The 21,957-nt window shown below is 59.4% G+C and carries 20 protein-coding genes; 13 read left to right on the top strand and 7 right to left on the bottom strand.

The features are described from left to right. Positions 1–13: 13 nt before the first annotated feature. Entirely contained in the window at positions 14–1,099 is a 1,086-nt protein-coding gene (locus tag D4A39_RS06785; protein ID WP_233552433.1) for an AraC family transcriptional regulator, read from the top strand. Here the strand turns inward: D4A39_RS06785 and D4A39_RS06780 are convergent, their stop codons facing one another. After that, positions 1,100–2,023: an alpha/beta hydrolase gene (locus D4A39_RS06780; protein ID WP_022984863.1), complete on the bottom strand. Its 924-nt coding sequence runs from the start codon at positions 2,021–2,023 to the stop codon at positions 1,100–1,102. It abuts the gene before it with no gap. A 96-nt stretch (positions 2,024–2,119) separates the two neighbouring features. On the opposite strand from D4A39_RS06780, the gene D4A39_RS06775 reads away from it, so the two are divergent. Further along, entirely contained in the window at positions 2,120–2,665 is a 546-nt protein-coding gene (locus D4A39_RS06775) for a TetR/AcrR family transcriptional regulator (protein ID WP_022984862.1), read from the top strand. Between the two features lie 3 nt (positions 2,666–2,668). Here D4A39_RS06775 and D4A39_RS06770 read toward each other — a convergent pair whose 3' ends face one another. Further along, positions 2,669–3,295: a TetR/AcrR family transcriptional regulator gene (locus D4A39_RS06770; RefSeq protein ID WP_022984861.1), complete on the bottom strand. Its 627-nt coding sequence runs from the start codon at positions 3,293–3,295 to the stop codon at positions 2,669–2,671. 27 nt (positions 3,296–3,322) lie between these two features. Here D4A39_RS06770 and D4A39_RS06765 point away from each other — a divergent pair, with 27 nt between their 5' ends. The 6 genes from D4A39_RS06765 to yghU all read left to right on the top strand — a co-directional run bounded on the left by D4A39_RS06765 (position 3,323) and on the right by yghU (position 9,055). Continuing rightward, positions 3,323–4,471 carry an oxygenase MpaB family protein gene (locus tag D4A39_RS06765; protein ID WP_119917742.1) on the top strand — a complete coding sequence of 383 codons (1,149 nt, stop codon included), beginning with the start codon at positions 3,323–3,325 and terminating at the stop codon, positions 4,469–4,471. Positions 4,472–4,632: 161 nt separating this feature from the next. Beyond that, complete coding sequence (locus tag D4A39_RS06760; protein WP_022984859.1) at positions 4,633–5,520, top strand: oxygenase MpaB family protein; 888 nt, start codon at positions 4,633–4,635, stop codon at positions 5,518–5,520. Between the two features lie 97 nt (positions 5,521–5,617). Further along, positions 5,618–6,121, top strand: coding sequence for a hypothetical protein (locus D4A39_RS06755; RefSeq protein ID WP_022984858.1), 504 nt, complete (start codon positions 5,618–5,620; stop codon positions 6,119–6,121). A 123-nt stretch (positions 6,122–6,244) separates the two neighbouring features. After that, on the top strand, positions 6,245–7,201 hold the full coding sequence (locus tag D4A39_RS06750) for an MBL fold metallo-hydrolase (RefSeq protein ID WP_022984857.1): 957 nt from the start codon (positions 6,245–6,247) through the stop codon (positions 7,199–7,201). A 59-nt stretch (positions 7,202–7,260) separates the two neighbouring features. Next, a complete protein-coding gene (gene bla / locus D4A39_RS06745; protein ID WP_119917741.1) occupies positions 7,261–8,094 on the top strand; it encodes a subclass B3 metallo-beta-lactamase in 834 nt (277 codons plus the stop codon). Positions 8,095–8,188: 94 nt separating this feature from the next. Further along, a complete protein-coding gene (gene yghU / locus D4A39_RS06740; protein WP_119917740.1) occupies positions 8,189–9,055 on the top strand; it encodes a glutathione-dependent disulfide-bond oxidoreductase in 867 nt (288 codons plus the stop codon). A gap of 13 nt (positions 9,056–9,068) precedes the next feature. On the opposite strand, the gene D4A39_RS06735 is transcribed toward yghU, so the two are convergent. Beyond that, a complete protein-coding gene (locus D4A39_RS06735) occupies positions 9,069–10,007 on the bottom strand; it encodes an AraC family transcriptional regulator (RefSeq protein ID WP_119917739.1) in 939 nt (312 codons plus the stop codon). 162 nt (positions 10,008–10,169) lie between these two features. Between D4A39_RS06735 and D4A39_RS06730 the strand changes: the two genes are divergently transcribed. After that, the gene (locus D4A39_RS06730) at positions 10,170–12,257 is read left to right on the top strand and encodes a TonB-dependent receptor domain-containing protein (RefSeq protein ID WP_233552432.1); all 2,088 of its coding nucleotides are present in this window, start codon (positions 10,170–10,172) and stop codon (positions 12,255–12,257) included. Between the two features lie 308 nt (positions 12,258–12,565). On the opposite strand, the gene D4A39_RS06725 is transcribed toward D4A39_RS06730, so the two are convergent. Both D4A39_RS06725 and D4A39_RS06720 read right to left on the bottom strand, forming a co-directional pair. Continuing rightward, positions 12,566–14,017, bottom strand: coding sequence for a protein adenylyltransferase SelO (locus D4A39_RS06725; protein ID WP_119917738.1), 1,452 nt, complete (start codon positions 14,015–14,017; stop codon positions 12,566–12,568). A gap of 177 nt (positions 14,018–14,194) precedes the next feature. Then, positions 14,195–15,208, bottom strand: coding sequence for a putative solute-binding protein (locus D4A39_RS06720; protein WP_022984851.1), 1,014 nt, complete (start codon positions 15,206–15,208; stop codon positions 14,195–14,197). Positions 15,209–15,493: 285 nt separating this feature from the next. Between D4A39_RS06720 and D4A39_RS06715 the strand changes: the two genes are divergently transcribed. The 3 genes from D4A39_RS06715 (at position 15,494) to D4A39_RS06705 (ending at position 19,200) form a co-directional block, all read left to right on the top strand. Further along, positions 15,494–16,867, top strand: coding sequence for a cytochrome ubiquinol oxidase subunit I (locus D4A39_RS06715; protein WP_119917737.1), 1,374 nt, complete (start codon positions 15,494–15,496; stop codon positions 16,865–16,867). After that, positions 16,864–17,865 (top strand): cytochrome d ubiquinol oxidase subunit II, encoded by a 1,002-nt coding sequence (locus tag D4A39_RS06710; protein WP_233192235.1) that lies wholly within the window; start codon positions 16,864–16,866, stop codon positions 17,863–17,865. The genes D4A39_RS06715 and D4A39_RS06710 overlap by 4 nt, the downstream gene beginning before the upstream one ends. A 138-nt stretch (positions 17,866–18,003) precedes the next feature. Next, positions 18,004–19,200 (top strand): GGDEF domain-containing protein, encoded by a 1,197-nt coding sequence (locus tag D4A39_RS06705; RefSeq protein ID WP_158586920.1) that lies wholly within the window; start codon positions 18,004–18,006, stop codon positions 19,198–19,200. A 16-nt stretch (positions 19,201–19,216) separates the two neighbouring features. On the opposite strand, the gene D4A39_RS06700 is transcribed toward D4A39_RS06705, so the two are convergent. After that, the gene (locus D4A39_RS06700; RefSeq protein WP_119917735.1) at positions 19,217–20,116 is read right to left on the bottom strand and encodes a haloalkane dehalogenase; all 900 of its coding nucleotides are present in this window, start codon (positions 20,114–20,116) and stop codon (positions 19,217–19,219) included. Positions 20,117–20,306: 190 nt separating this feature from the next. On the opposite strand from D4A39_RS06700, the gene D4A39_RS06695 reads away from it, so the two are divergent. Next, on the top strand, positions 20,307–21,212 hold the full coding sequence (locus D4A39_RS06695) for a recombination-associated protein RdgC (protein WP_119917734.1): 906 nt from the start codon (positions 20,307–20,309) through the stop codon (positions 21,210–21,212). 60 nt (positions 21,213–21,272) lie between these two features. Here D4A39_RS06695 and rloA3 read toward each other — a convergent pair whose 3' ends face one another. Beyond that, entirely contained in the window at positions 21,273–21,842 is a 570-nt protein-coding gene (gene rloA3 / locus D4A39_RS06690; protein ID WP_119917733.1) for a retropepsin-like aspartic peptidase RloA3, read from the bottom strand. Positions 21,843–21,957: the final 115 nt, after the last annotated feature.

Here is a 21,957-nt window from a genome sequence, read left to right as displayed (position 1 = left end):
ATTGGTGGCCAATGTGGCGAGCGACTCCAAGACCGACTCCCTGATTGCCGAGACCCGTGAGCGTCTCGATGCGATGCCTGGCTGGATCAGCCAGCAGACCCAGTCGTCAACGTATCCGCGGGCTTTTCTGGCGGCGGCAGAGGCCCGTGGGGCCGACCGTGCCCAGATGCTGGCGGACGCGGGGCTGGACGCGCAGCGGGTAGAGGACCCGGAGGGGCGTTTGTCGCTGCGTGAAGTCTGGATGCTGGCGGCGGTGACGCGGGTGCGCAGCGGGGATCCCACGTTGGGGTTTGCCTGTGGTGACAGCATGCCCCTGACCGCCCATGGCAATCTGGGTTACGCCTTGTTGTGTGCCGGGACGCCGCGGGAAGCCGTGGGGTTGCTGCAGCGTTTCTGGCACTTGCGTGGGCGGGGCGTGCAGCTGCTGGTCAATGAATCCGACAATGACATGTTCATGGAGCTGGTGCCGGAGTGTGCGTTGCCGCCACGACTGGTGGACCTGATGTTCAGTTCCATTGCCACCAGCATGTTCCGCGGCATGGAATTTCTGATTCGGGATCTGCCGGGGACAGCGGAAATCTGGTTGCAAGGCCCCGCGCCAGATGGGGTGGAGACCTGGCAGGCGCGCTTGCCGACCTTGCGTTTCAGTATGCCCCGGGCGGGTATTCACCTTGTGGGCGACCTGAGTGTGATGGACCAGCCACTGGCCACCGCCAACCCGGAAGGCTTGCGCGCTGCGGTGGCCCAGTGTGAACGGGAGAGTGCTCTCAGCGATCCGGGCGGGGATGTGTTGCGGCGGGTGCGGGCCATGCTGCTGGCCGGGCCCAACGGGTACCCCAGCCCGGTGATGCTGGCCGAGCGGTTGCACATGACCCCGCGCACCTTTCGTCGCCGGCTGCAGGAGCAGGGGTTCAGTTACCAGCAGTTGCTGGAAGAGGCGCGGCGCCGTGACAGTTGCCAGTTGTTGCGGGATCCGGAGCGCGAAATCCGCCGTATCAGTGACCAGCTGGGTTACCTGAACCCGGCCAATTTTACCCGTGCGTTCAAAAGCTGGACGGGCATGACGCCACGGGAGTGGCGTCAGCAGTCCAGTCACTGATCATGCGGTGGTATCCAGCCTGGCAAGAAACGCCAGTTGCTGGCGGATCACATCGCTGAAGGCCGGTTCGAAGTAGGGCTCGAAATGGTTGGCCTGAACGCTGGCGAGGGTCAGGTGAGGGTTGTTCGCCTTGCGGATGGCGTTTTCGACAAACGGTGCCACCGAGTCACCGCTGGCCCCCAGTAGCAGGGTGGGGATGCGGATGTTCTTGAGGTGCTTGATGGGACGATAGGGCCCCATGGTCAGTAGCGACCGCGCCGCCACCCGGTTGTCGTAGGGCCGGCCGATGCTGGTTTCTGCCAGTTGCAGGGCTTTGCCGGCGTCGTCCCGGTCCATGGAGGAGAAGGCGCCGGGCTCGCTGACCACCGGCACGTAAATCGGGTGCCCGGGTTTGAGCAAGTCGGCCAGGGCATACAGGCCGAACCGCAACAACCGGCCAACGGGTACGGCGCGCACGGCGGCCATGCCATCCAGCATGGGCACCTGGGCAATGGCGCCCGCCAGTTCCGGATGCCCGGCGGCCAGCTCGACGGCGTGGCCGCCGCCAAAGGACGACCCCCACAACACGATACGGCGGGGGTCGATGCTTGGCTGGCTTTTCAGGAAGGCCAGGGCCGCATCGCCATCGGCAACCCGCTCTCTTGCTGAAATCACCTGTCGTGGTAGCCCGGCGCTGTCTCCCCAGCTGCGATAGTCAAAGGTCATGACTGCATACCCTGCGCGGGTGAACTCCTCGTAGTACGGCACCGTCAGGGCGTCCTGGATGCCGCCCCAGCCGTGCAGCATGAGGATGGCCGGGAGGGTCTTGCTTGCAGGGTTTGCCGGCCGGTGCAGGGTGGCAGCGCACCAGGTTCCCGCTGAGTAAAAGCCGGTTCGCTGGCTGTCGCAGGTCAGGGTGTTGGGGTTGTGTCGCAGGGCATCCATGGTGGGGCTCCGTTATCTTGTATGGCATTCAAGAGCGCAGGCTAGCATTCTTGAATACCATACAAGATGACCGGGCAGACTGTAGGAGCATGCGCCGTGGCCAAGAACAAGCGCGAGATCGATTTGAAAGTGAAACAGGAAGAGCTGGAGAGCACCGCTGCCCGGCTATTCCTGACGCTGGGGTATGACGGCACCTCCATGAGTCGCATTGCCCGTGAGCTGGGGGTCGCACCGAATACCCTGTACTGGTACTACCCCAGCAAGGATGAGCTGCTGGTCGCTGTGCTGAACCGGCAGATGTCAGCAACCCTGGCGCGCTTGCCGGGCATTGCAGGCCTGCCACTGAAGGACAAGATGGCCTGGGCCCTGCAGGCCTTCGAGCAGAGTCGCGAGTTGGTGACCACGGTGCATGCGCGACTGGAGCAGTCTGCCGTGATTCGGGAATGGCACGAGCAGTTCCATCACTTTGTGGAGGCGGCAGTGATTCATACCCTGGAGGCGGAAGGAGTGGCCCCGGCGCGTGCGGCCATGCTGGCGACGGTAGGCACCTTTCTGGTGGAGGGCCTGCTGGCGCACCCTCACAGTGAGGCGCAGCGGGAGGCGATTCTGCAATGGTTCGCGGTGAGTGCCCTGCCTGACTGACCGCTACGGCTGATAGAAATACCGGCTCATCAGGGTGGCGACTTCGTCCACCATTTCCTCGTCGGTGTAATACGGCACCGGTTCCAGAAGGTGTTGGGAGAGGATGGCGGTGCAGGCATGAAAGGCGGTGTAGATGGCGCGGTCCAGGTTATCCACCTGCAGCCGCTGGCGCTGCTTGATCAGGAAGCGGTGCATGGCTTCCATTAATCGTCGTTCGAATTCCTTGCCTTCCGGCAAGGCGGTCAGCGTGTGCTGGCTGCGCAGTAGTTCGGTTAACACGCCTCCGCTTTGCCGGAATGACTGGATCCCCAGGGTCGCCCACAGCCGCGTGGACTCTTCGATGGAGATGTCCCCCAGTCCGTCCAGAAGGTCATTCAATACCCGTGTCAGGTCGTTCAGGTAGCTCTGCATCAACGCGCTGAGCAGGGCCTGCTTGTGGGGGAAATACTGATACAGGGTGGCGATATTCACGTTGGCCTGGTCGGCCACCTTGTTGGTGGTCAGGGCCTCCAGCCCCTGCTCCTTCACCAGTTCGCCGGTGGCCGCGATGATGCGTTCCACGGTGCGAATGGCCCGCGGCTGGGTGGGCTGTTTTTTCAGGGCGGAGAGGTGGGGGAAAGGCTGTGTCATAAAACCAAGTTTTAACCAAGTATTTGCTTGGATTATCGTCAGGGTGGCGAAAATGGCAAGTACGAGGACACCATGAGCGAATCAGTCATCATCCCGCCCGCCTGGCAACACAAGTACCGCGATGAGGTGATGGATCGCATGCGTTACACCTGTGACCCTCTGGCGGATGCGGTAGCAGAGCGGATTGAGCGGGCCCGACCGTCACAGATGCTGGACGAGGTGTATGCCCGGGCAAAATCCGAGGGCGGCCCCTTTGCTGATTACGTCGATCAGTGCCACAGCACTCCGTCCTGGGTGGACTGGCAGAAAGTAGAGCACGCGGCCCGGGTAAATCTGGGGTTTGCCAACGTCCGCGCGATTGCCTTGCTGGTGAGCAGCCTGGTGGAAGGCTACTCCCTGAGCAAAGCCACCCATGTGCTGATTGCCACGGGGCGCCTGCACCAGGACGTGATGCGGCGGGTGTATGAAACCTCCCAAATGACCCACAACATGAATGTACCCGGCGGGTTGCGGCCGGGGGCCGAAGGCCACCGCACAGTGATGGAAGTGCGCCTGCTGCACGCCATGGTGCGTAAGTACCTGCGTGGGCGAGGCTGGGAAACCGATCAATACGACGAGCCCATCAACCAGGAAGACATGGCTTTCACCATCATCGAGTTTGATTACCTGGCCCTGCGCGGCATGGATCGCATGGGGGCGTCACTGAGCGACGATGACAAGGTGGCCTGCCATCACATGTGGCGTTACATGGCCCATCTCAACGGTGTCTGCGATGACATGCTGACCGACTCGCTCGACGAGGAAATCTATCAATATCAGCGTATCCGCGAACGCCAGTACAACCCCAATGAAGAAGGGCGGCTGTTGGCCCAGGCGGTGATCACGGCGCTGGCAGGGCAGCCGCCGTTCCGGCTGCAGGAATCCCTGCTGTATGAATTGAGCCGTATCTGTCTTGGCGACGAACTGGCGGATGTCTACGAACTGCCGCGCAGCGCATTCTGGTTGCGGGCGGTGCTGGCCTACAAGGCGGCCAACAAGGTGGCGACTCTGGCTCACTACCGGGTGCCGGGGGTGGATCGCATCAGTGAACGGCTGAATGTGCGGATGTTGCGAGCCGCCCTGCACAAGAATTTGCCAGAAGACCCGCAAAAGCGCGCCTTTCGCCATATTTCCTGACCGGGTCGGCGAAACGCCGTCTTTTTTGCCAAAATCTGCGCCTTTTGGTCACGAACAGGCGCGAATCCTTTATTTACCCTTCGGGACAGCAAGGTATACACGGTGTAGCGTTGAAGAAAAACCAATACGCCGCACCGATAGCGGCAACGCGGGAGCGCAACATGACACAGGAACAGACCGTCCTTGGTCCGGATTCATTGATGTGGAAGTACTTCGGTGACAGCCGGGTGTTGATGTTGCTGCCCAGCACGACCACCTTGCAGGTCGCGCATCCGGGTATTGGTGCCGGCGTCGAGCAGCACTCGGCCTACAAGGAAGACCCCTGGGGCCGTGCCGAACGTTCGCTGGCGTTGCTGTGGCCGGTGCTCTACAACACTGCTGAAGGGGTGCGGGATTTCGGTACCCGGTTGCGGGAAATGCATCGCAGCATCAAGGGCACCGATTTCAACGGCAAACCCTATCATGCGCTGAACCCGGAGCTGTACACCTGGGTCCACATCACGACCTACTACGGCATGCTCTACCTGGCCCGTTTCAACGGCGACAAGCTCAGTGAGGCAGACAAGGAACAGCTGTTCCAGGAATGGCTGCAGTTTGGTCGCCAAATGGGGATCCGTGACAAGGACATGCCTGCCACCCGGGCCGCCTACTGGGCGTATCTGGATGACACTATCCGTCACCGGTTACAGGAAAACCCCGCCACCGAGTACGTGGGACATCGCGGTTACTACACCAACCAGCCCAAGCCGCCGGGGATGAAAGTCTCTGACGGGCGCTGGAAGATGTACCAGTATGTCGTGGGCTCGATGACCTGGCATCTCAAGAAAGGCTTTTTCCCCAAGGCCTACCGCGAGCGATTCGGGATTCGCTGGAACTGGTGGGACAAGACCCTGTTCCAGCTGATCAGCCTGACCTTCCGTGCCGTGTGGCCACTGTTGCCCGAAAAATCCCGTTGGGTGCCCCAGGCCTGGAGTGCCATTCAGGACGCCCGTCAGTTTCCGCAAAACTATGGTGGTGAGGCCTCGCTGAAGGTGGCGCGCGCCAGCTGATCCGGGTGTGCGGTGTTTCGGGTTTCCCATTCAGGAGTCTGTTAGGATTCTTGGTCTCTTGGACAGAACACCAACAACACACCACCCGGGGGAATGTATGACACGCGGCCTGCTGTTTTTCTGTCTGGCATTTTTCAGCCTGTCGGCCCATGCCGACTGGACCATGGCGACCTATCATGGCCACCCCTACGCCGGAGCCCATGGTGGGCAGGATGGTGCAGCCAAATTCGCGGTGGGCATGTTGTGCAAACAGGACACCGGGCAGCCGGTGTATGTGTTGGCCCACCGTCGTTTTGTGACCGCCAGCGGTCCCGCCACCACGCTGCCGGCACAGTTCGAGCAGGGCGAGTTGTTACGTGAGTTCCGGGTGGACGGGGTGCACTTTGGTGATCTTGGCGCACGTCATGGCAGCTACGATGCCGACAACAATCTGCTGATCTTTGCCAGTGCGGTGCCGCTTTCGTCTCCGGTGGTTCGCGCGCTCAAGCAGGGCAGGGAGCTGGATGTGGTTTACCTGAACAAGGCGGGCGAGGTGCTGTACGTGTCGGACTTTTCCCTGAAAGGTTCGGCGGCCACGCTTAACCGGCTGCGTTGCCCTTAAACGGAGCCGTTTCCCGGCGGAAAACGACGTATCAGGCGCGCTTTCCGACCTGCGACGGAAGTCCACTGGGGTGGTGAAAAACGCTGTCGTATAGTGAGGCTCCCAGTCATTCCCGGAGCTATCATGTCCTTCCAGGTTTACCAGCCGTTAGCCCACGGTATTACCCGCATTGATACGGCCATGGTCCGTGATGAACTGGCCGCCTGCTACCTGATGGAAGATGACGGCGAGTGCGCCATCATCGAAACCGGCACCCATCACACCGTCCCCATCATCCTTGATCTGCTGGAACAGAAAGGGATCGATCGCCGTCAGGTGAAATATGTGATCCCCACCCATGTGCATCTGGATCATGCCGGCGGGGTGGGTGGCCTGATGCAGGCGTTGCCCGCGGCCACTCTGCTGATTCACCCCCGCGGGGCGCGCCATATGATCGACCCATCCAGACTCAAGGCGGGCGCCACGGCGGTGTATGGTGAAGCGGCGTTTGCCGAGATGTATGGCGACATTATTCCGGTGCCGGAATCGCGAGTGAGGGTGATGCACGATGGCGATCAGGTGACGCTTGGCCAGCGCCGCCTGACGTTTCACGATACCCCTGGCCATGCCCGCCATCACTTCTGTGTCCAGGACAGTGCGTCCAATGGCATTTTCACCGGCGATACCTTTGGTCTGGCCTACCCTTCCCTGGTGACAGAACGCGGCCCCTTCATCTTGCCCACCACTACGCCGGTGCAATTTGACCCGCCCGCGTTGAAAGCGTCGATTCGCAAATTGCTGGCGCTGCAACCGGAGCGCATGTTTCTTACCCATTACGGACTGCTGGAAGCGCCTGCGCGACCGGGGGAGCGCTTGCTGGCCATGGTGGATGACTATGTGTTGCTGGCGGAGCAGGCGGAAGAAGGTGGTGACGATGATCTGATGGGGCGACTGGAACCTGCCCTGCGAGACTATCTGTTCGCTCAAGCCCGTGAGCACGGGGTGAACCTGTCCGATGCGGCCCTGGATGACGCACTGGGGTTTGATATTCACCTGAACAGTCAGGGGTTGGTGGTCTGGCTGCAACAGCGAACGGTGTGAGAACCGGCGTGTCCAACGGTGTTTACGGGAGAATGCCAGTGAGAATACATGTTTCTGTGATGGTGTCCGGCGGGCTGTTGGCATGTGCCGTTGCGCAGGCCGAACCATTACCTCAACTGCAGGCGTATACGGTGCCCGAGCCCTGGCTGGCTCCCATGTCGCCTCTGCCGCTTGCCGACAACGTGTGGCACATCGGGACCGAAGAACTCACGGCGCTGTTGGTGAAAACCGCTGACGGCGCGATTCTGATCGATGGCGGTATGCCGCAAGGCGCAGATATGTTGCTGGACAACATGCGTACGCTGGGGGTTGCACCAGAGGACCTCAAGTGGATTCTGGTGAGCCATGGCCATGGTGACCATGCGGGGTCGCTGGCGGCGATTCAGCGTGCCACCGGCGCCCGACTCGCGGCCAATGCGGAAACCGCCATGTTGATGGCGGCAGGCGGTGCCCACGATATCCATTTTGACGATGAGATTCTTTACCCGCCCGTGTCGGTGGACCGACAGTTGCAGGATGGCGAACAGGTCACCCTGGGCGAGGTGACGCTGACCGGCCATTTTATTCCCGGTCACACTCCCGGCAGCATGGCCTGGACCTGGCAGGCGCGCCGGCAGGGAAAGACAGTCGATATGGCGTATGTGGACAGCCTTACCGCGCCCGGATACCAGCTGTTGGACAACCCGCGTTACCCGCGGATCGTGGACGATTTCAACGCCACTTTTGCCACCGTGAGAGCGCTCCCCTGTGATGTGCTACTGACCCCGCATCCTGGCGCCAGCGGCTGGCACTATGGCGACCCGGCGAGGTCCTCGCCGCTGGATTGCCAGCGTTACGCCGACATGGCAGAACAGGCCCTGCGCCAACAAATCGCGGACCAGCGCCCTGATTGATCCACTGAGCTGAAGGAACAGATCGGATTATTTCCCTTGTTCCACTACGGGCGCCTGCCCATAGTGAAGCCATTAACGTTTATGCGGAGCCAACATGTCTGACGATACCTATACCCCGCCACGGGTCTGGAAATGGGACAAGGAAAACGGTGGCGCCTTCGCCAGTATCAATCGCCCCATTGCCGGTTCCACCCACGACAAGGACCTGCCGGTGGGCAAGCATCCCCTGCAACTGTATTCGCTGGCGACCCCCAACGGGGTGAAAGTGACGGTGATGCTGGAGGAGCTGCTGGAGAAAGGCCATCGCGAGGCGGAATACGATGCCTGGTTGATCAATATCCAGAATGGTGATCAGTTCGGCAGCGGTTTTGTGGACGTGAACCCCAACTCCAAGATCCCGGCGCTGATGGATCACAGCGTGACCCCGCCACGCCGGGTGTTCGAGTCCGGCAGTATTCTGTTGTACTTGGCGGAGCGCTTTGGCGAGTTTCTGCCATCGGATCCTGCGGTCCGTACCGAAACCCTCAACTGGCTGTTCTGGCAGATGGGAAGTGCCCCGATGCTGGGCGGCGGCTTTGGCCATTTCTATGCCTATGCGCCGGAGAAGTACCAGTACCCCATTGACCGTTACACCATGGAAATCAAACGTCAGCTGGATGTGCTGGACCGGCGCCTGGCCGACAACGCCTACCTGGCCGGGAGTGAATACACCATTGCCGATATGGCGGTGTGGCCCTGGTATGGTGCGCTGGTCACCAACAAGGTGTACGAGGCGGCGGAATTTATCGAAGCCCACACCTACACCAACGTACTGCGCTGGACCCACCAGATCGCAGAACGCCCGGCGGTGAAACGCGGGCGCATGGTCAATCGTGCCTGGGGCGAGCCATCAAGCCAGTTGCTGGAACGGCACGATGCCAGCGATTTCGAGTTGAAGACCGTGGACAAGTTGCAAGGCTAGTGCCCCGGCGTTTTCATAGCTCACCGGGGGTGGTGCCAAACGCCCGCTTGTAGGCAGTGATGAAATTGGAGGGGTGGCGATAACCTGCCAGGTAGGCCGCCTCGCCAATGGAGAGCTGCTGTTGGCGCAACAGGTCCCGGGCTCTCTCCAGACGGCGCTGGCGAATGTAGGCCGCAGGCGTCAGTTGATAGTGCTGGCGGAACTGGCGCTGCAGTGAACTCACACTCATGCCGACATGACTGGCGACCTGCTCCAGGCTGTCCAGTGTCTGTAATTCGGCCTCGATAAAATCCCGTGCCCGTTCGACTTTGCGAGGGCCTGAAGGGGCCTGTGTGTCCTTCAGTAATTGCGCCAGGGCGGCATCCAGAATTTCCAGTGCACGGCTTTCCACATGCAGATTCTGCATGAATGAGGTGTAGGGTGAGGGGCGGAAGATTTGTTCCGCCAGCGCGGTCAGGTCAGAAGAGACAGGCCATTCACTGAAGCAGGATGCCTGATGGGTGGCAAACAGCTGGTCGATGCAGCGGCACGCGTGTTCGTCATCGCCGCAGTACTGGTAGAGCCAGGCCTTGGGCACCGACACATTGACCTTGCGCAGGCGGCGCCCCTGGCGAAGTTCGCGCTGCAATTCCCGGGGCTGGTCGCAGACCAGGGCAAAGCCGCTCAACGAGCTGGCCTCAAGGTGGTAGTGGGTCTGATCGACCCGGAACGCCAGCTCACCCTCCAGCAACAGCGTTGCCGAGAGTCCCGCCGGCAGTTCAAAGCTGACCTGGGTATCTTGTCGCTCCACGGCATCGGACGCATGCACCAGAATGCCGGAATGGTGACGTTTGAGGACGAAATCCCCCTCCAGTACCTGCCCATCGCCTTGCGCGGTGTCGCCAACGTGTCGTTGCTCTACGCCGGCCTGGCGTGAGAGCGAGGCGAGCTGTTCCTGACTGATTCCGCTCATGGCTGGATCCCTGATGATTTCGCATAACGGTTTGCGGTTTCCGCAAAGCAGTTAGCGGCGCCGCATTATGCTGTAGTGGCTATCATAAATAATAACAACTCTCATTTGCAGCGATTGCTGTGGCTTGCTGCTGTCCAAATTGTCATAAGTATCGGGGTTTTTATGCGTAAGGTGATGTGGGGGCTGCTGGGCAGCTCCGTGATGGTGGCTGCGCCCGCCATGGCCGAGGAGGCCGCAAACGAGGCCAATGAGCTGGAGAAGGTCTCGGTGTGGGCTACCGAAGTGACGGCCAGCTCGGTGCACATGGATGAACAGGCCATGACGACCCGTCAGGCAGACCACATCAGTGACCTGCTACGCACCGTGCCCGGGGTGGATGTGGGCGGCGCGCATTCGCTCAACCAGCGCATCACCATCCGCAGTATGGATGACAAGGACCTGCGCATCAGTATCGATGGCGCCAACCAGAATACCTACATGTACCACCACATGGGTAACCTGCAGATCAACGCCGACATTCTCGAATCGGTGGATATCCAGGTGGGTAATAATTCCGTGATCAACGGTGGGCTGGGGGGCGTGGTGAAGTTTCGCACCAAGTCAGCTCGTGACCTGCTAATGCCGGGGGACAGTTTTGGTGTGCTGGGCAAGGGCACCTATTCCACCAATGCCTACGAAAGCGCCTCTCTGACCGGCTTTGGAACGTTGGGTGACAGCGCGGATTATCTGGCGTACTACAACTATCTGGACCGGGATAATTTCGAGGTCGGTGGCGGCGTTATCGAAGATGCCAACGGCAATGAAATGCCGGGTACCGATGGCGAAGTGAAAGGCCTGGAAGGCGAGCTCAACAATGCGCTGGTGAAGCTGGGCTGGGATCTTACGTCCCGTCAGCGGTTGACCCTGGGCTTTGAAAGCTACAAGGACGAAGGGGATTACAGCTACCGGCCAGACATGGGGTTGGCGACAGATATCGCCATTGCCAATGGCATCAATGCTCCGCTGACGTATCCCACCGAATTTACCCGCGATACCTGGACGCTGAACTATGACGCGACGCTGGGTAATACCACCCTCGAGTCCACGCTGTTCTACAACGACAGCGAACTGGAGCGGGATGAAACCGGGCTTACCCAATCCACTCTGCCGTTTATTGCGGCCACCGCCGGGGAAGTGTATGGCCAGGCCGAGAACACCGGCCTGAACCTGCTGGCGCGGACCTGGCTGGATGCCGGGATCAAACAGGAGCTGGTGTACGGTGCGGAGGTGATTCGCTATGACACCCGCTACCAGGCGCAGTATGTGAATGGCACCGTTGATGAGTCATCTGAAGATGCCCAGTCCAATGCCGTCTTTGTTGAAGACCGTGTGCATCTGGGCGAGCGCGTGGTGGTGACCCCGGGGGTGCGCTACAACCAATACAAGATCGACTCCGTGGTGGTGGATGACACCTACGATGATGTGACCGGGGCGTTTGCGGTGGACTATCAGGTGATGGATTCCCTCAAGCTGCGGGCCAGCACCACCCAATTGTTCAAGGGGCCGGAAATTGGCGAGGTGTTTGTCGGTGCGGGCCTGTTCGATACTCCCAACCCGGATATCAAGGCCGAGAGCGGCAACAACCACGAGCTGGCGGCGGATTTTGCCAGCGGAGACTTGGGGGTTGATCGCTTCAGCGCCGGGGTCACCGTGTTCCGTACCAACATCGATAACTACATCTATGACAACACCGCCGCTGGCAAGGATAACGTGGGCGACATGCACATCGAGGGTTATGAGAGTTACGTCGGGTTTGAGCAAGGCAACCTGAATGTGCTGCTGACCTATGCCAATGCCAACAGCGATCTGGATGCGTTTGATCAGTACGCTGCGCTGGATGGTGCCCGTATCGATCGCGAGCAGGGCGACAGCATCAGTGTGGAAGTGGATTACTTTATTGCCCCGCTGGATCTAAATCTGCATTGGGACATGGTGAACGTGAACGACCTGCATAATGCCGTGGATCTTGATGGCGCGGGTGTGGATCGCTCCAAGGAAGGCTACACCGTGCATAACGTGTCGGTGATGTGGCTGCCCCGTCAGGTGGAAGGGCTGACCATCACGGCAGGGGTGGACAACCTGTTTGACGAATTCTACGCCTCGCAATCCTCCCGTACCGGGGAAACGTTCCACCCGGTATTTGGCAGCCTCTATCTGCAGGATTTCGAACCGGGTCGCAACATCAAGGCGACGGTGGCCTACCAGTTCTGACGGACCCGCAAAGTTAGACTGTAACGCCTCCCCGGACTTTTCGTGGAGGCGTTTTTTTTGGTGCATTGCAGATTTGAGGTAAAGCCCGATTGGCTCCTCCCGGCTTGCCGCAGGAGCGTCGGTCTCACCCTTCGGGCCGCCCTGCGGGCGTTCCTGGGCTGCGCTCGGTGGCGGCGCGATTGCGGGCCTGGATCAAAAGCGTTTTCACCACAGGGAGCACTGAACTCACAGAGCTAAGCTGTCTTCACTCCCACGGCCTTGTGTGTTCGATGAACTTGCAGTGAACAACGATGATTGCGCCGCGGTGTTCAGGTGCCGCAGAACGTCTGGCACACGCGCTCTTGTGGTTCCGGTGGGCGGCGGTACTGCTCGGGTGCGTCGTCACCATAGGGCTGGCCCAGCACCGCCAGCAGTGCCTTGGCGGGGGCCAAATCGTGCTGTTCTGTCGCGGCAGTCAGGGCTTGCTCGACAAGATGATTGCGCGGAATGACCGCAGGATTGCTGTTGCGCATCAGACACCAGGACGACTCGCGCGGTTTGCTGTTGCGCGCCAGTCTCGCCTGCCAGCGCGTGTGCCAATCAAGAAATGCGGGTTGCTGGCACAGGTCGCTGTCGGGCACCTCGCCGCCGATCAGAGCATGGAAGGTATTGGTAAAGTCGGCTCGGTTGGCCTGCATCCAGTCGAGCAGATCCTGAATCAAGGTGGCATCCATGACGTCCTCGCCGAACAGGCCCAGTTTACGGCGCATCATGGCCAGCCATTTCTGATCGTACAGGGTGCTATAGCCCTTGATGCGATCCGTGGCGATCTCGATGGCCTTGTCCACGTTGTCGTTGATACGGGTCAGCAGGGTTTCGGCAAAACGGCCCAGGTTCCATTGGGTAATGGTGGGTTGGTTGCCGTAGGCATAGCGACCTTGATGGTCAATGGAACTGAACACGGTGTCTGGATCGTAGGCATCCATAAAGGCGCAGGGGCCGTAATCAATGGTCTCACCGCTCAGCGTCACGTTGTCGGTGTTCATCACACCGTGGATAAAGCCCACCCGCATCCACTGGACGATCAGTGAGGCCTGACGCTCAATCACTGCATCCAGCAGCGCCAGGGCGGGGTTGTCGCTGTTCTGTTGATCCGGGTAGTGCCGGGCGAGAGTGTATTGAATCAGGGTATCCATCAATGCTGCGTCTTGCTGGGCGGCTGCGTACTGGAAGGTGCCGACGCGCAGATGGGAGGCAGCGATGCGAGTCAGGATGGCGCCGGGCAAGGCCTCTTCCCGGTACACCGGATCGCCACTGCCTACCACTGCCAGACTGCGGGAGGTGGGCACGCCGAGGGCATGCATGGATTCGCTGATCAGGTATTCGCGCAGCATCGGCCCCAGCGCTGCCCTGCCATCCCCGCCACGGGAAAAGGGGGTGCGCCCAGCGCCCTTGAGTTGAACATCCATCCGGTTGCCGGTGGCATCCAGGTGTTCTCCCAACAGGATCGCGCGACCATCCCCCAGCATGGTCAGGTTGCCGAACTGATGACCGGCATAGGCCTGGGCCAATGGCTCACTACCGGCAATCAGGGTGTTGCCGCTGAACAGGTCAGGACGGGTGCGCAGGGCGTCTGTCTCCAATCCCATTTGCTCCGCCAGAGCGGCATTGAACAACACCATTTCCGGCTGACTGACCGGCTGCGGAGGGCACAGCGAAAACAGCGGCTTGGGCAGTTGTGCGTAGCGGTTATCGAAACGAAATCCAAACGTGGCTGACATGGGCATCCGGGGGGTAATGAATCCGATGCCTACAGGGTAACAGAGTGGCGGTGGGGGAAGAGAGGGGGAGTTCCTCTCCGCCTGGCGGCGGAGAAGACATCGCGGTCGAACGACCGCTCCCACAGAGGCGATATGCTGGCGCTGTCCGTTGACGGGCTCGCGCCAGCAATGGGCTTGTTATTCCACCGGGTTTACACACTCGGCGCGGGAGGGTTCCTGCTTGCAGCGGACTTTCAGCAACAGGGACATCATGTCCTTGTTGTAGACGCCTTGCCGGGTCAGCTCAATGCGTGCTTCACGCATCATTTCGTCGTAACGCAGCTTGTCGGCATTGGGAATGCGGATCCACCATTTGTCGTCGATTTCGCCGCTGGCGTTATCGATCAGTTTCATGGCGCGGTCGAACTGGCTGAACATGAAGGCGCGGGACTGTTCGCCGAAACCCGCGGGGAACTTGTCTTTCTTCAGGATCACCTGGGCACTTAGCTGGCCGAGCACATAATCAAGGATGCCACCATCCGGCGCCATGCCCTTGTACAGTTCCAGGGCGGAATACCCCATCACCGGGGCGAAGCAGATATCGACAGAGCCGTTGTTAAACCGGGTAGAAAAGTTGGTGATGTCGGACATGACCGGAGACATGCCCACGCGGGAGGCCATGCTGGCCTGGGCGCTGTCGTACTCGAGAACGGCGATGGACTTGCCAGCCAGTTCTTCGACGGTATCAATGGTTTTGTCTTTCAGGAACAGGAAGGCGGCACCCAACGGGACCACGCCACCCACTTCGTAGGGGCCGGATACCAGGTGCTGATTGACGCTGGCGTTGCCGCTGGCGATGACGGCAATCACGGTTTTCATGGCGTCGTAGCTGGGAATGGCACCGATGGAATCCATGCTGCCGGTGTAGCTGTTGAATTGACGACCCCGGATGCCGGTGAGAACCGCGGCGTCGCACTGGCCGGCTTTTAAATCTTCCGAGGCGATCTTTTCATCGGTGTAGGGTTTCAGTTCTACATCCACACCCCATTGCACCGCGGCGGTCTTGTAGTCGCGCATGATGTTGTAGGTGTCGCCATTGGCGCCAATGATGTCGAACACGCAGAAGGTGCGCTTGGTTAACGCCATGGCATTACTGCTGAGGCTTAACAGGGCGACAGCGGCCAGGGCTGCCAATCCGGTTGTTGTTTTCATGGTGTGCTCTCCGAGAAGGGTATGGCGGGCACCCAAGACAGGCACCCCTTTCCAGTCAGTGCATTTTGTTGGCTACACGGGCCTGTTGCTGTGCAATCCTTGTTGTGAGCAGAGCAATGAATTGTTGCGGGTGTATACAAAGTGTTAACGACCGTTTGGTCTTGTCGCCCTGTTCACGGCGGCACAGATTGCCGCGGGCAATTTGTCTCATTTACCGTTCATGTCGGTGTGCTACGGTGGGACAGCGCTGTCGTTATCGCTGGCATTCTTGAGGGAGGTGCTCCGGTGGAATTCGATCCGTTTCTGCTCGCCCGGCTGCAGTTTGCAGCCAATATCAGCTTCCACATCCTGTTTCCCACCATCACGATAGGTTTGTGCTGGGTGCTTTTCTATTTCCGGTTGCGATATACCTTTTCCGGAGACAAGGCATGGGAGTACGCCTACTTTTTCTGGGTAAAAATCTTTGCGCTCAGCTTTGCGCTGGGGGTGGTTTCCGGGATAACCATGAGCTTTCAGTTTGGCACTAACTGGCCTGGTTTCATGGAAAGGGCGGGCAATATTGCCGGGCCATTACTCGGCTATGAAGTGCTGACTGCCTTTTTCCTGGAAGCCTCATTTCTGGGAATCATGCTGTTCGGCAAGGATCGCGTTTCCAATCGTATGCACTTGATGGCGACTGCTCTGGTGGCGGTGGGTACCTCTTTCTCGGCATTCTGGATTCTCAGCCTGAATTCCTGGATGCAAACCCCGGCAGGTTACCGACTGGAAGATGGCATTTTCCATGTGGAGAGCTGGTGGGCGGTAATTTTCAATCCGTCATTTCCGTATCGGTTTGCGCATATGTTCAATGCCTCGCTGTTGACTGCTGCGTTCCTGATCATGGGGATCAGCGCCTGGCGTGCCAGGCGCGGTGTGGATGGTCCTGCCACCTGGAAAGTCATGCGTACCGGGGCGGTGATGGCGGCGTTGTTGGCGCCCTTACAGGTCTGGATAGGTGACCTTCACGGGCTCAATACCCTTGAGCATCAGCCCGCCAAAATTGCGGCGATGGAAGGGGTGTGGGAAACCGAACGGCATGCACCGCTGACCCTGTTCGGATTTCCGGACGAGGAGGCTCGCACCACCCATATGGCAATCAAGGTGCCGGGTCTTGCCAGCCTGATCCTGACGCATGAGTGGGATGGCGAGATTCGCGGGCTCAACGAATTCGAAGGCGAGCATCCGCCGGTCGCTCCGGTGTTCTGGGCTTTCCGGGTGATGGTGGGTGTCGGGGTGTTGATGGTGTTGGTCGGGCTATGGTCTGCCTGGCAATTGTGGGTTCGGGGTAAAGAGAGCCGTGAGGGGCAAGGTGTATTGCTGCGCATACTGTCAGTCATGACGTTCTCCGGTTGGGTCGCAGTACTGGCCGGGTGGTACGTGACCGAAATCGGCCGCCAACCCTGGGTTGTGGACGGGTTGTTACGCACGGCAGATGTGGTGGCGGATCACAGTAGTGCGACGGTGGCGGGTACTCTGTTTGGTTATGTCTTGCTGTACCTGTTTTTACTCGTGTCCTACATTGCGGCGCTGCGTTATATGGCGACCAAACCGGCACGCTCCCTGTCGTTGATGCCACAGCAGCGCGCCATGAATGCCGAACGTGCACAAGGAGAGGCATGATGGATCTGGGATACTGGTTACCGCTTTTCTTCGCTGGCGCCATGGGGCTGGCACTACTGATTTACGTCATACTTGACGGTTATGACCTGGGAATAGGCATGCTGCTGCCTTTTGCCGATGACCGGGAAAAAGATGTCATGGTGGCGGCGATCGGCCCGTTCTGGGATGCCAATGAGACCTGGATCGTGTTGGGGGTGGGGATTCTTCTGATTGCCTTTCCCCAGGCGCACGGTGTAGTGCTGACGGCCCTCTACCTGCCGGTGACCATCATGTTGATGGGACTGATTTTGCGGGGGGTGTCATTCGACTTCCGGGTCAAGGCAGGAGACAGGCACAAGGCCAAGTGGAATGCCCTGTTTGCCTTGGGTTCGCTGGTTGCTTCGGTTTGCCAGGGCTGGATGCTGGGGGCCTTTGTTACGGGGCTGACCGGCGATTCCACCAGCACCCTGTTTGCCGCCCTGATTGCGGTGGCATTACCTGCACTCTACATCATGCTGGGGGCGGCATGGTTGTTGATCAAGACGGAGGGAGAACTGTTTCGCAAGGCGGCTCACTGGGGGCGGTTGGCAGTCTGGCCCATGGGAGGATTTCTGGTGCTGATTTCCATCGCGACCCCATTGGTCAGTCAGACCATCGCGGACAAGTGGTTCACCCTGCCCAATGCGATTGGCTTGATGCCCATCCCCATTGCCACGGGCCTTGCCTGGGCTGGACTGATCTGGATCTTTAACAGTCGCCAGATTCTGCATCATGGCTATGGCTGGCTGGCGTTTCTTTCACTGGTGGTGATCTGCGTGTTGGCAGGCATCGGCCTGGCGTACAGCCTGTTTCCCGATATCGTGCTGGGTCAGCTCTCCATCTGGGAGTCCGCGTCGTCCACGGAATCGCTGCTGTTCACCTTCTGGGGGGCGATCATTACGCTGCCCATGATTCTGGGCTATACCGTGTTCATCTACCGGGTGTTCAGGGGCAAGGCCAGCGATCTGAGCTATGAATAATGATCCGCGTTGTGGTTGTTTTCCGACCACTGGCCGGCTTGGCAGGACCAACGCAGAGGTGGAGGGCCGCCGGCAAGTCTTGGCACTGACATAATGACGGCAAGAGTGTGAAACAGGTCACGTCCAAGAATGAAAATAATGACCGATCCGCCTGCCCCCCGTTCCAGATTGCTGAAGCTGCTTGACTGGTCCGACCGGGATAAGTGCCTGCTGCTGTCAGTGCTGCTGTGGGGGTACATGTTTTTTATTTGTGTCTGGCACCAGGTTACGGTTCATCTCACTGAATTCGGTCGCAACTATGTATCGTCGCAGGGGACGGCGATGCTCAACAGCGTGGTACTGATTAATTTGCTGGGCTGGGCGCTGCTGCTGGCATGGGGCGGTTGGTTGCGGCACGGGAACCGGCACTCACGAATCTACCCCAATGTGTTCCTGTCTTTCTTCAGTGTGGGCTTTGTGCTGCTGGGATGGGTGTTCGGCCTCTACAGCCCGATGACAGGAATGGTGCTGATGGGCTCGCCACTGGTCGGTTTTATCCTGTTTGGGTTCACCCGCGTCGCATGGAACTTCGCCTTTACGGTGTGTGTGGTGTTGCTGCTGGCCTGGCTGTCAGTAAGTGGTTACGTAGAACACGCCATTTATTTTGCCCGGGACCCGGTGTCCAAACAGCATTTATCTTACTACTGGATTGCCAGCACTGTGGCATTCATGGTGCCTTTTATCACGTCGGTGATCACCCTTGTGGCATTGTTGCTGGGTCGGTGGGTGCATCGGGAAAAGCAGATTCGTGACCAGGCGCTTCACGATCCCCTTACCGGCCTTTCCAATCGGCGTGAGCTGTTCGCTCAGCTGGCTCACGAGCTGGCGAGAGGCCGCAGAAGTGGACAGTCTCTGACCCTCTGTGTCATGGATCTGGATCACTTCAAGCGTATCAATGACAGCCATGGTCATGGGGTTGGAGACCAGGTGCTGGTTCAGGTGTCGGAGATTCTGCGAGCCTGCCTGCGTGAAACAGATTTGATTGGCCGCATTGGCGGTGAAGAGTTTGTTCTGGCATTGCCGGAGACCGGGGCGGCCGGAGCCGCCACCGTGCTGGAGCGTTGCCGTGAGACCATTGCGTCATCCCCTGTGCCCCTGGAAAGTGGGGACTTCCTGACTGTGACGGCCAGTTTTGGAGCCGTTCTTTGGTTGCCTGGTCATCCCGCAAATCACGCCCTGACGGATACCCAGTTGCTTTCGCGCGCCGATGAAGCCCTGTATCTGGCGAAGGGGGCAGGGCGGAACCGGGTGATGTTCTGGTCTCAGGAGGAGGAAGGTGCTGCGGCGTTCCCCTGATCGCAGCACCGCCGTTTCAGTCCTGGGAGGGCTGAGTGGCAATCAGTTGATTGACGGCCTGGGCAAACGCTACGGGTGAGTCTTCTTGCAGGAAGTGCCCGCCAGTGAGTGTCTGGTGAGGCTGCCCCTTGGCGCCGGGTACCTGCTCCTGCATGTATTTGTCTCCACCACGGGTAATCGGATCGCCATTACTGAAAGTGGTCAGGAAAGGTTTGCGCCATTGTTTCAGTGATTCCCAGGCGGCGCGGTTGGCCTGGGTGGCCGGGTCGTTGGGGGTAACCGGGACCAGCTTGGGAAACGCACGGGCGCCGGCCTTGTATTTACGATTCGGGAAGGGGGCCTCGTAGGCGCGCTTCTCATCCGGACCGAGTTTGCGGAAGCTGGCGGCATCGATAATGCGCGAGACCGGGAACACCGGCGAGTAGATAGCGAAATTCTTCCACAGTTGAAACGCGGCTGGCACGGTCTGGTCACCGGTGGGTAGCATGCCGTTGCCGACCACGATTGCGCGAAAGCGATCAGGGTTTTCTGCGGCCAAGCGTAACCCGAGCAAGGAGCCCCAGTCCTGACAGACCAGAGTGATTCGGGTGAGCGCTAACTGATCCAGAAGCGATAGCATCCAGTCCATGTGGGACTGATAGCTGTAGTCATCGATGCGGGTGGGTTTGTCAGACTTGCCGAAGCCGATCAGGTCTGGTGCGATCACCCGATGACCGGCGGCTGCACAGACTGGGATCATGTGGCGATACAGGTAAGACCAGGTGGGCTCGCCGTGCAGCATCAGTACCGGCGGGGCATCCGCTGGGCCTTCATCAACGTAGTGCATTCGAAGCCCTCCCACATCCACATAGTGTGGGACAAAGGGATAATCCAGCAGGCGTTCAAAGCGGTCGTCCGGGGTGCGCAGGTACTCCATGGGGTGTCCTCGTGGGTACAAAATTCCTGTATTGAATAGCAATGGATGCGATGTTCCGCCATGTCGTTACAGGTCAAATGACGAAGGCGCAGCGGGAGGTTGAGCCCTGGCCGCCATTTCGCTACTGTGGCCAGCCCTCCCTGTGACCCAGGGGCGCCTTTTCCTCGCCCCGGCTTTTGGATATGGAACTATGTGGATCAAGAACCTGATTGTGTATCTGGGCGATGACGCCTTTTCTTTCTCCGTTGGCGAGCTGGACCAGATTCTTGCGGATAACCGCTGCCAGCCCTGCGGCTCGCAGACGCTCAGTACCGAGGGCTTTGTACCGCCGCTGAAAGGTCAGGACCCGATGGTCTATGCGGTGGAGGGGTTTATCTACTGCACCTACCAGCAGACCACGCGCCTGCTGCCCGGGCCGGTGATCAAGGAGTTGCTGGATGAAAAGGTCGAGCACATCCAGGACGAAGAAGGGCGCAAGGTTGGGCGAAAGGAAAAGGCCGAACTGAAAGAGCAGATTACCTTTGAGTTGATGCCGCGTGCTTTTACCCGTTCCCGCCGTACCAATTTGTTGATCGATACCCAGCGCAAGCGGGTGCTGGTGGATGCCTCTTCTGCAACTCGTGCGGAAGAAGTGGTGGCGTGCCTGCGCAAGGCCATCGGTACCCTGCCTGTCGCTTACCCGGCGCCTAATTCTGCCCCTTACACCAGCTACAGCAACTGGCTGCGCGATACCAAGCTGCTGCCCGAGGGCTTTACCCTGGGCGACCGTTGTGAATTGAAAGGCACCAAGGATGAAGGGGCGGCAGTGAAGTTCACTGCGGTGGATCTGGGACAGGAAGAGATTCTCGCCCATCTGGAAACCGGCATGGTGGTCACCCGCATCAATCTGGCCTGGCAGGACAGTCTGGAACTGGATGTGAATGACAAACTGGAGATCAAGCGCATCAAGGCGTTGGATGTCCTGCAGGAAAACATCGACACCCTGGATGCGGATGATGCTGTGGCAGAACTGGAAGCCCGCATTAGCCTGCAGGGAAGTGTGTTACGCGAAGCACTGGACGGTTTGTTCGGTTATTTCGAGGTGAACCCGGCGTAACGGACAACCGGGGCTGTGGCAGGGGCCAGGCTGGGCTGGCCCCAGAATCCTCGTGGCAGGTTAGTCGTTGATGTCCTTGTCGTCTTCCTGATCCTTGTCCAGTTTGACTGGCGAATTCTCGTCACAATCAGGGCTGTGGAGGAAAGTTTCTGTGACATCCAGATAGCCCAGATGTGACAGGGTGCGGCGGCCAAGCAGCACCGGGTAGATCATGTCGGAGCGATCATTCAGGGTGAACTGTTCTTCATAGAGGGTGTCGCCCACACACAGCTTCATCAGTACTACGGGGCGTCGCTCTTCCCCGCCAGCTCCCCGGATTAATACCTTGCGGTAGCGGGGCTTCTCGAAGGTCTTGCTGACAATCTTGCCGGTGGCTTCGTCTTTCACTTTTACCTTGAATCGCACCCAGTTGTCGCCGTCCTTGTCGAAGACCTCCACGTCGGTGGCATGCAGTGAAGAGGTCAGGGCGCCGCTGTCCAGCTTGGTCTTCAGCTCAACCCCCCACGGTTCCAGCGTGGTTTTCTCGACCCAACCGTAAACGTTCTTGGCGCCTTGAGGCTGTTTTGCCATGGCCAGGCCCGATGTACTTAGTAGGGACAGGGCGAGTGCGGTGACGAGACCTTTCTTCATGGAAGCTCCTTGTGATTCCGTGATTCCCTCTTTACGACCGGGGACGGGCCGCTGTGTTCCCCGGCAGGCCGGCTGAGCCAATCGTACCGGACAGGGTTTAACAGTGTTTTTCACA

This window comes from Alcanivorax profundi (genome assembly GCF_003597125.1).
GTDB classification, from domain to species: domain Bacteria; phylum Pseudomonadota; class Gammaproteobacteria; order Pseudomonadales; family Alcanivoracaceae; genus Alcanivorax; species Alcanivorax profundi.
This window is presented reverse-complemented; position numbering and strand designations above follow the sequence as displayed.

Excerpts from the sequence above, each read along its gene's own strand:
- D4A39_RS06700 (WP_119917735.1), bottom strand. The coding sequence starts at position 20,116 with ATGGAGTACCTGCGCACCCCGGACGACCGCTTTGAACGCCTGCTGGAT.
- D4A39_RS06695 (WP_119917734.1), top strand. The coding sequence starts at position 20,307 with ATGTGGATCAAGAACCTGATTGTGTATCTGGGCGATGACGCCTTTTCT.
- D4A39_RS06750 (WP_022984857.1), top strand. The coding sequence starts at position 6,245 with ATGTCCTTCCAGGTTTACCAGCCGTTAGCCCACGGTATTACCCGCATT.
- D4A39_RS06735 (WP_119917739.1), bottom strand. The coding sequence starts at position 10,007 with ATGAGCGGAATCAGTCAGGAACAGCTCGCCTCGCTCTCACGCCAGGCC.
- D4A39_RS06720 (WP_022984851.1), bottom strand. The coding sequence starts at position 15,208 with ATGAAAACAACAACCGGATTGGCAGCCCTGGCCGCTGTCGCCCTGTTA.
- yghU (WP_119917740.1), top strand. The coding sequence starts at position 8,189 with ATGTCTGACGATACCTATACCCCGCCACGGGTCTGGAAATGGGACAAG.
- D4A39_RS06725 (WP_119917738.1), bottom strand. The coding sequence starts at position 14,017 with ATGTCAGCCACGTTTGGATTTCGTTTCGATAACCGCTACGCACAACTG.
- D4A39_RS06730 (WP_233552432.1), top strand. The coding sequence starts at position 10,170 with ATGCGTAAGGTGATGTGGGGGCTGCTGGGCAGCTCCGTGATGGTGGCT.
- D4A39_RS06710 (WP_233192235.1), top strand. The coding sequence starts at position 16,864 with ATGATGGATCTGGGATACTGGTTACCGCTTTTCTTCGCTGGCGCCATG.
- D4A39_RS06770 (WP_022984861.1), bottom strand. The coding sequence starts at position 3,295 with ATGACACAGCCTTTCCCCCACCTCTCCGCCCTGAAAAAACAGCCCACC.
- D4A39_RS06705 (WP_158586920.1), top strand. The coding sequence starts at position 18,004 with ATGACCGATCCGCCTGCCCCCCGTTCCAGATTGCTGAAGCTGCTTGAC.
- rloA3 (WP_119917733.1), bottom strand. The coding sequence starts at position 21,842 with ATGAAGAAAGGTCTCGTCACCGCACTCGCCCTGTCCCTACTAAGTACA.
- D4A39_RS06780 (WP_022984863.1), bottom strand. The coding sequence starts at position 2,023 with ATGGATGCCCTGCGACACAACCCCAACACCCTGACCTGCGACAGCCAG.
- bla (WP_119917741.1), top strand. The coding sequence starts at position 7,261 with ATGGTGTCCGGCGGGCTGTTGGCATGTGCCGTTGCGCAGGCCGAACCA.
- D4A39_RS06755 (WP_022984858.1), top strand. The coding sequence starts at position 5,618 with ATGACACGCGGCCTGCTGTTTTTCTGTCTGGCATTTTTCAGCCTGTCG.
- D4A39_RS06760 (WP_022984859.1), top strand. The coding sequence starts at position 4,633 with ATGACACAGGAACAGACCGTCCTTGGTCCGGATTCATTGATGTGGAAG.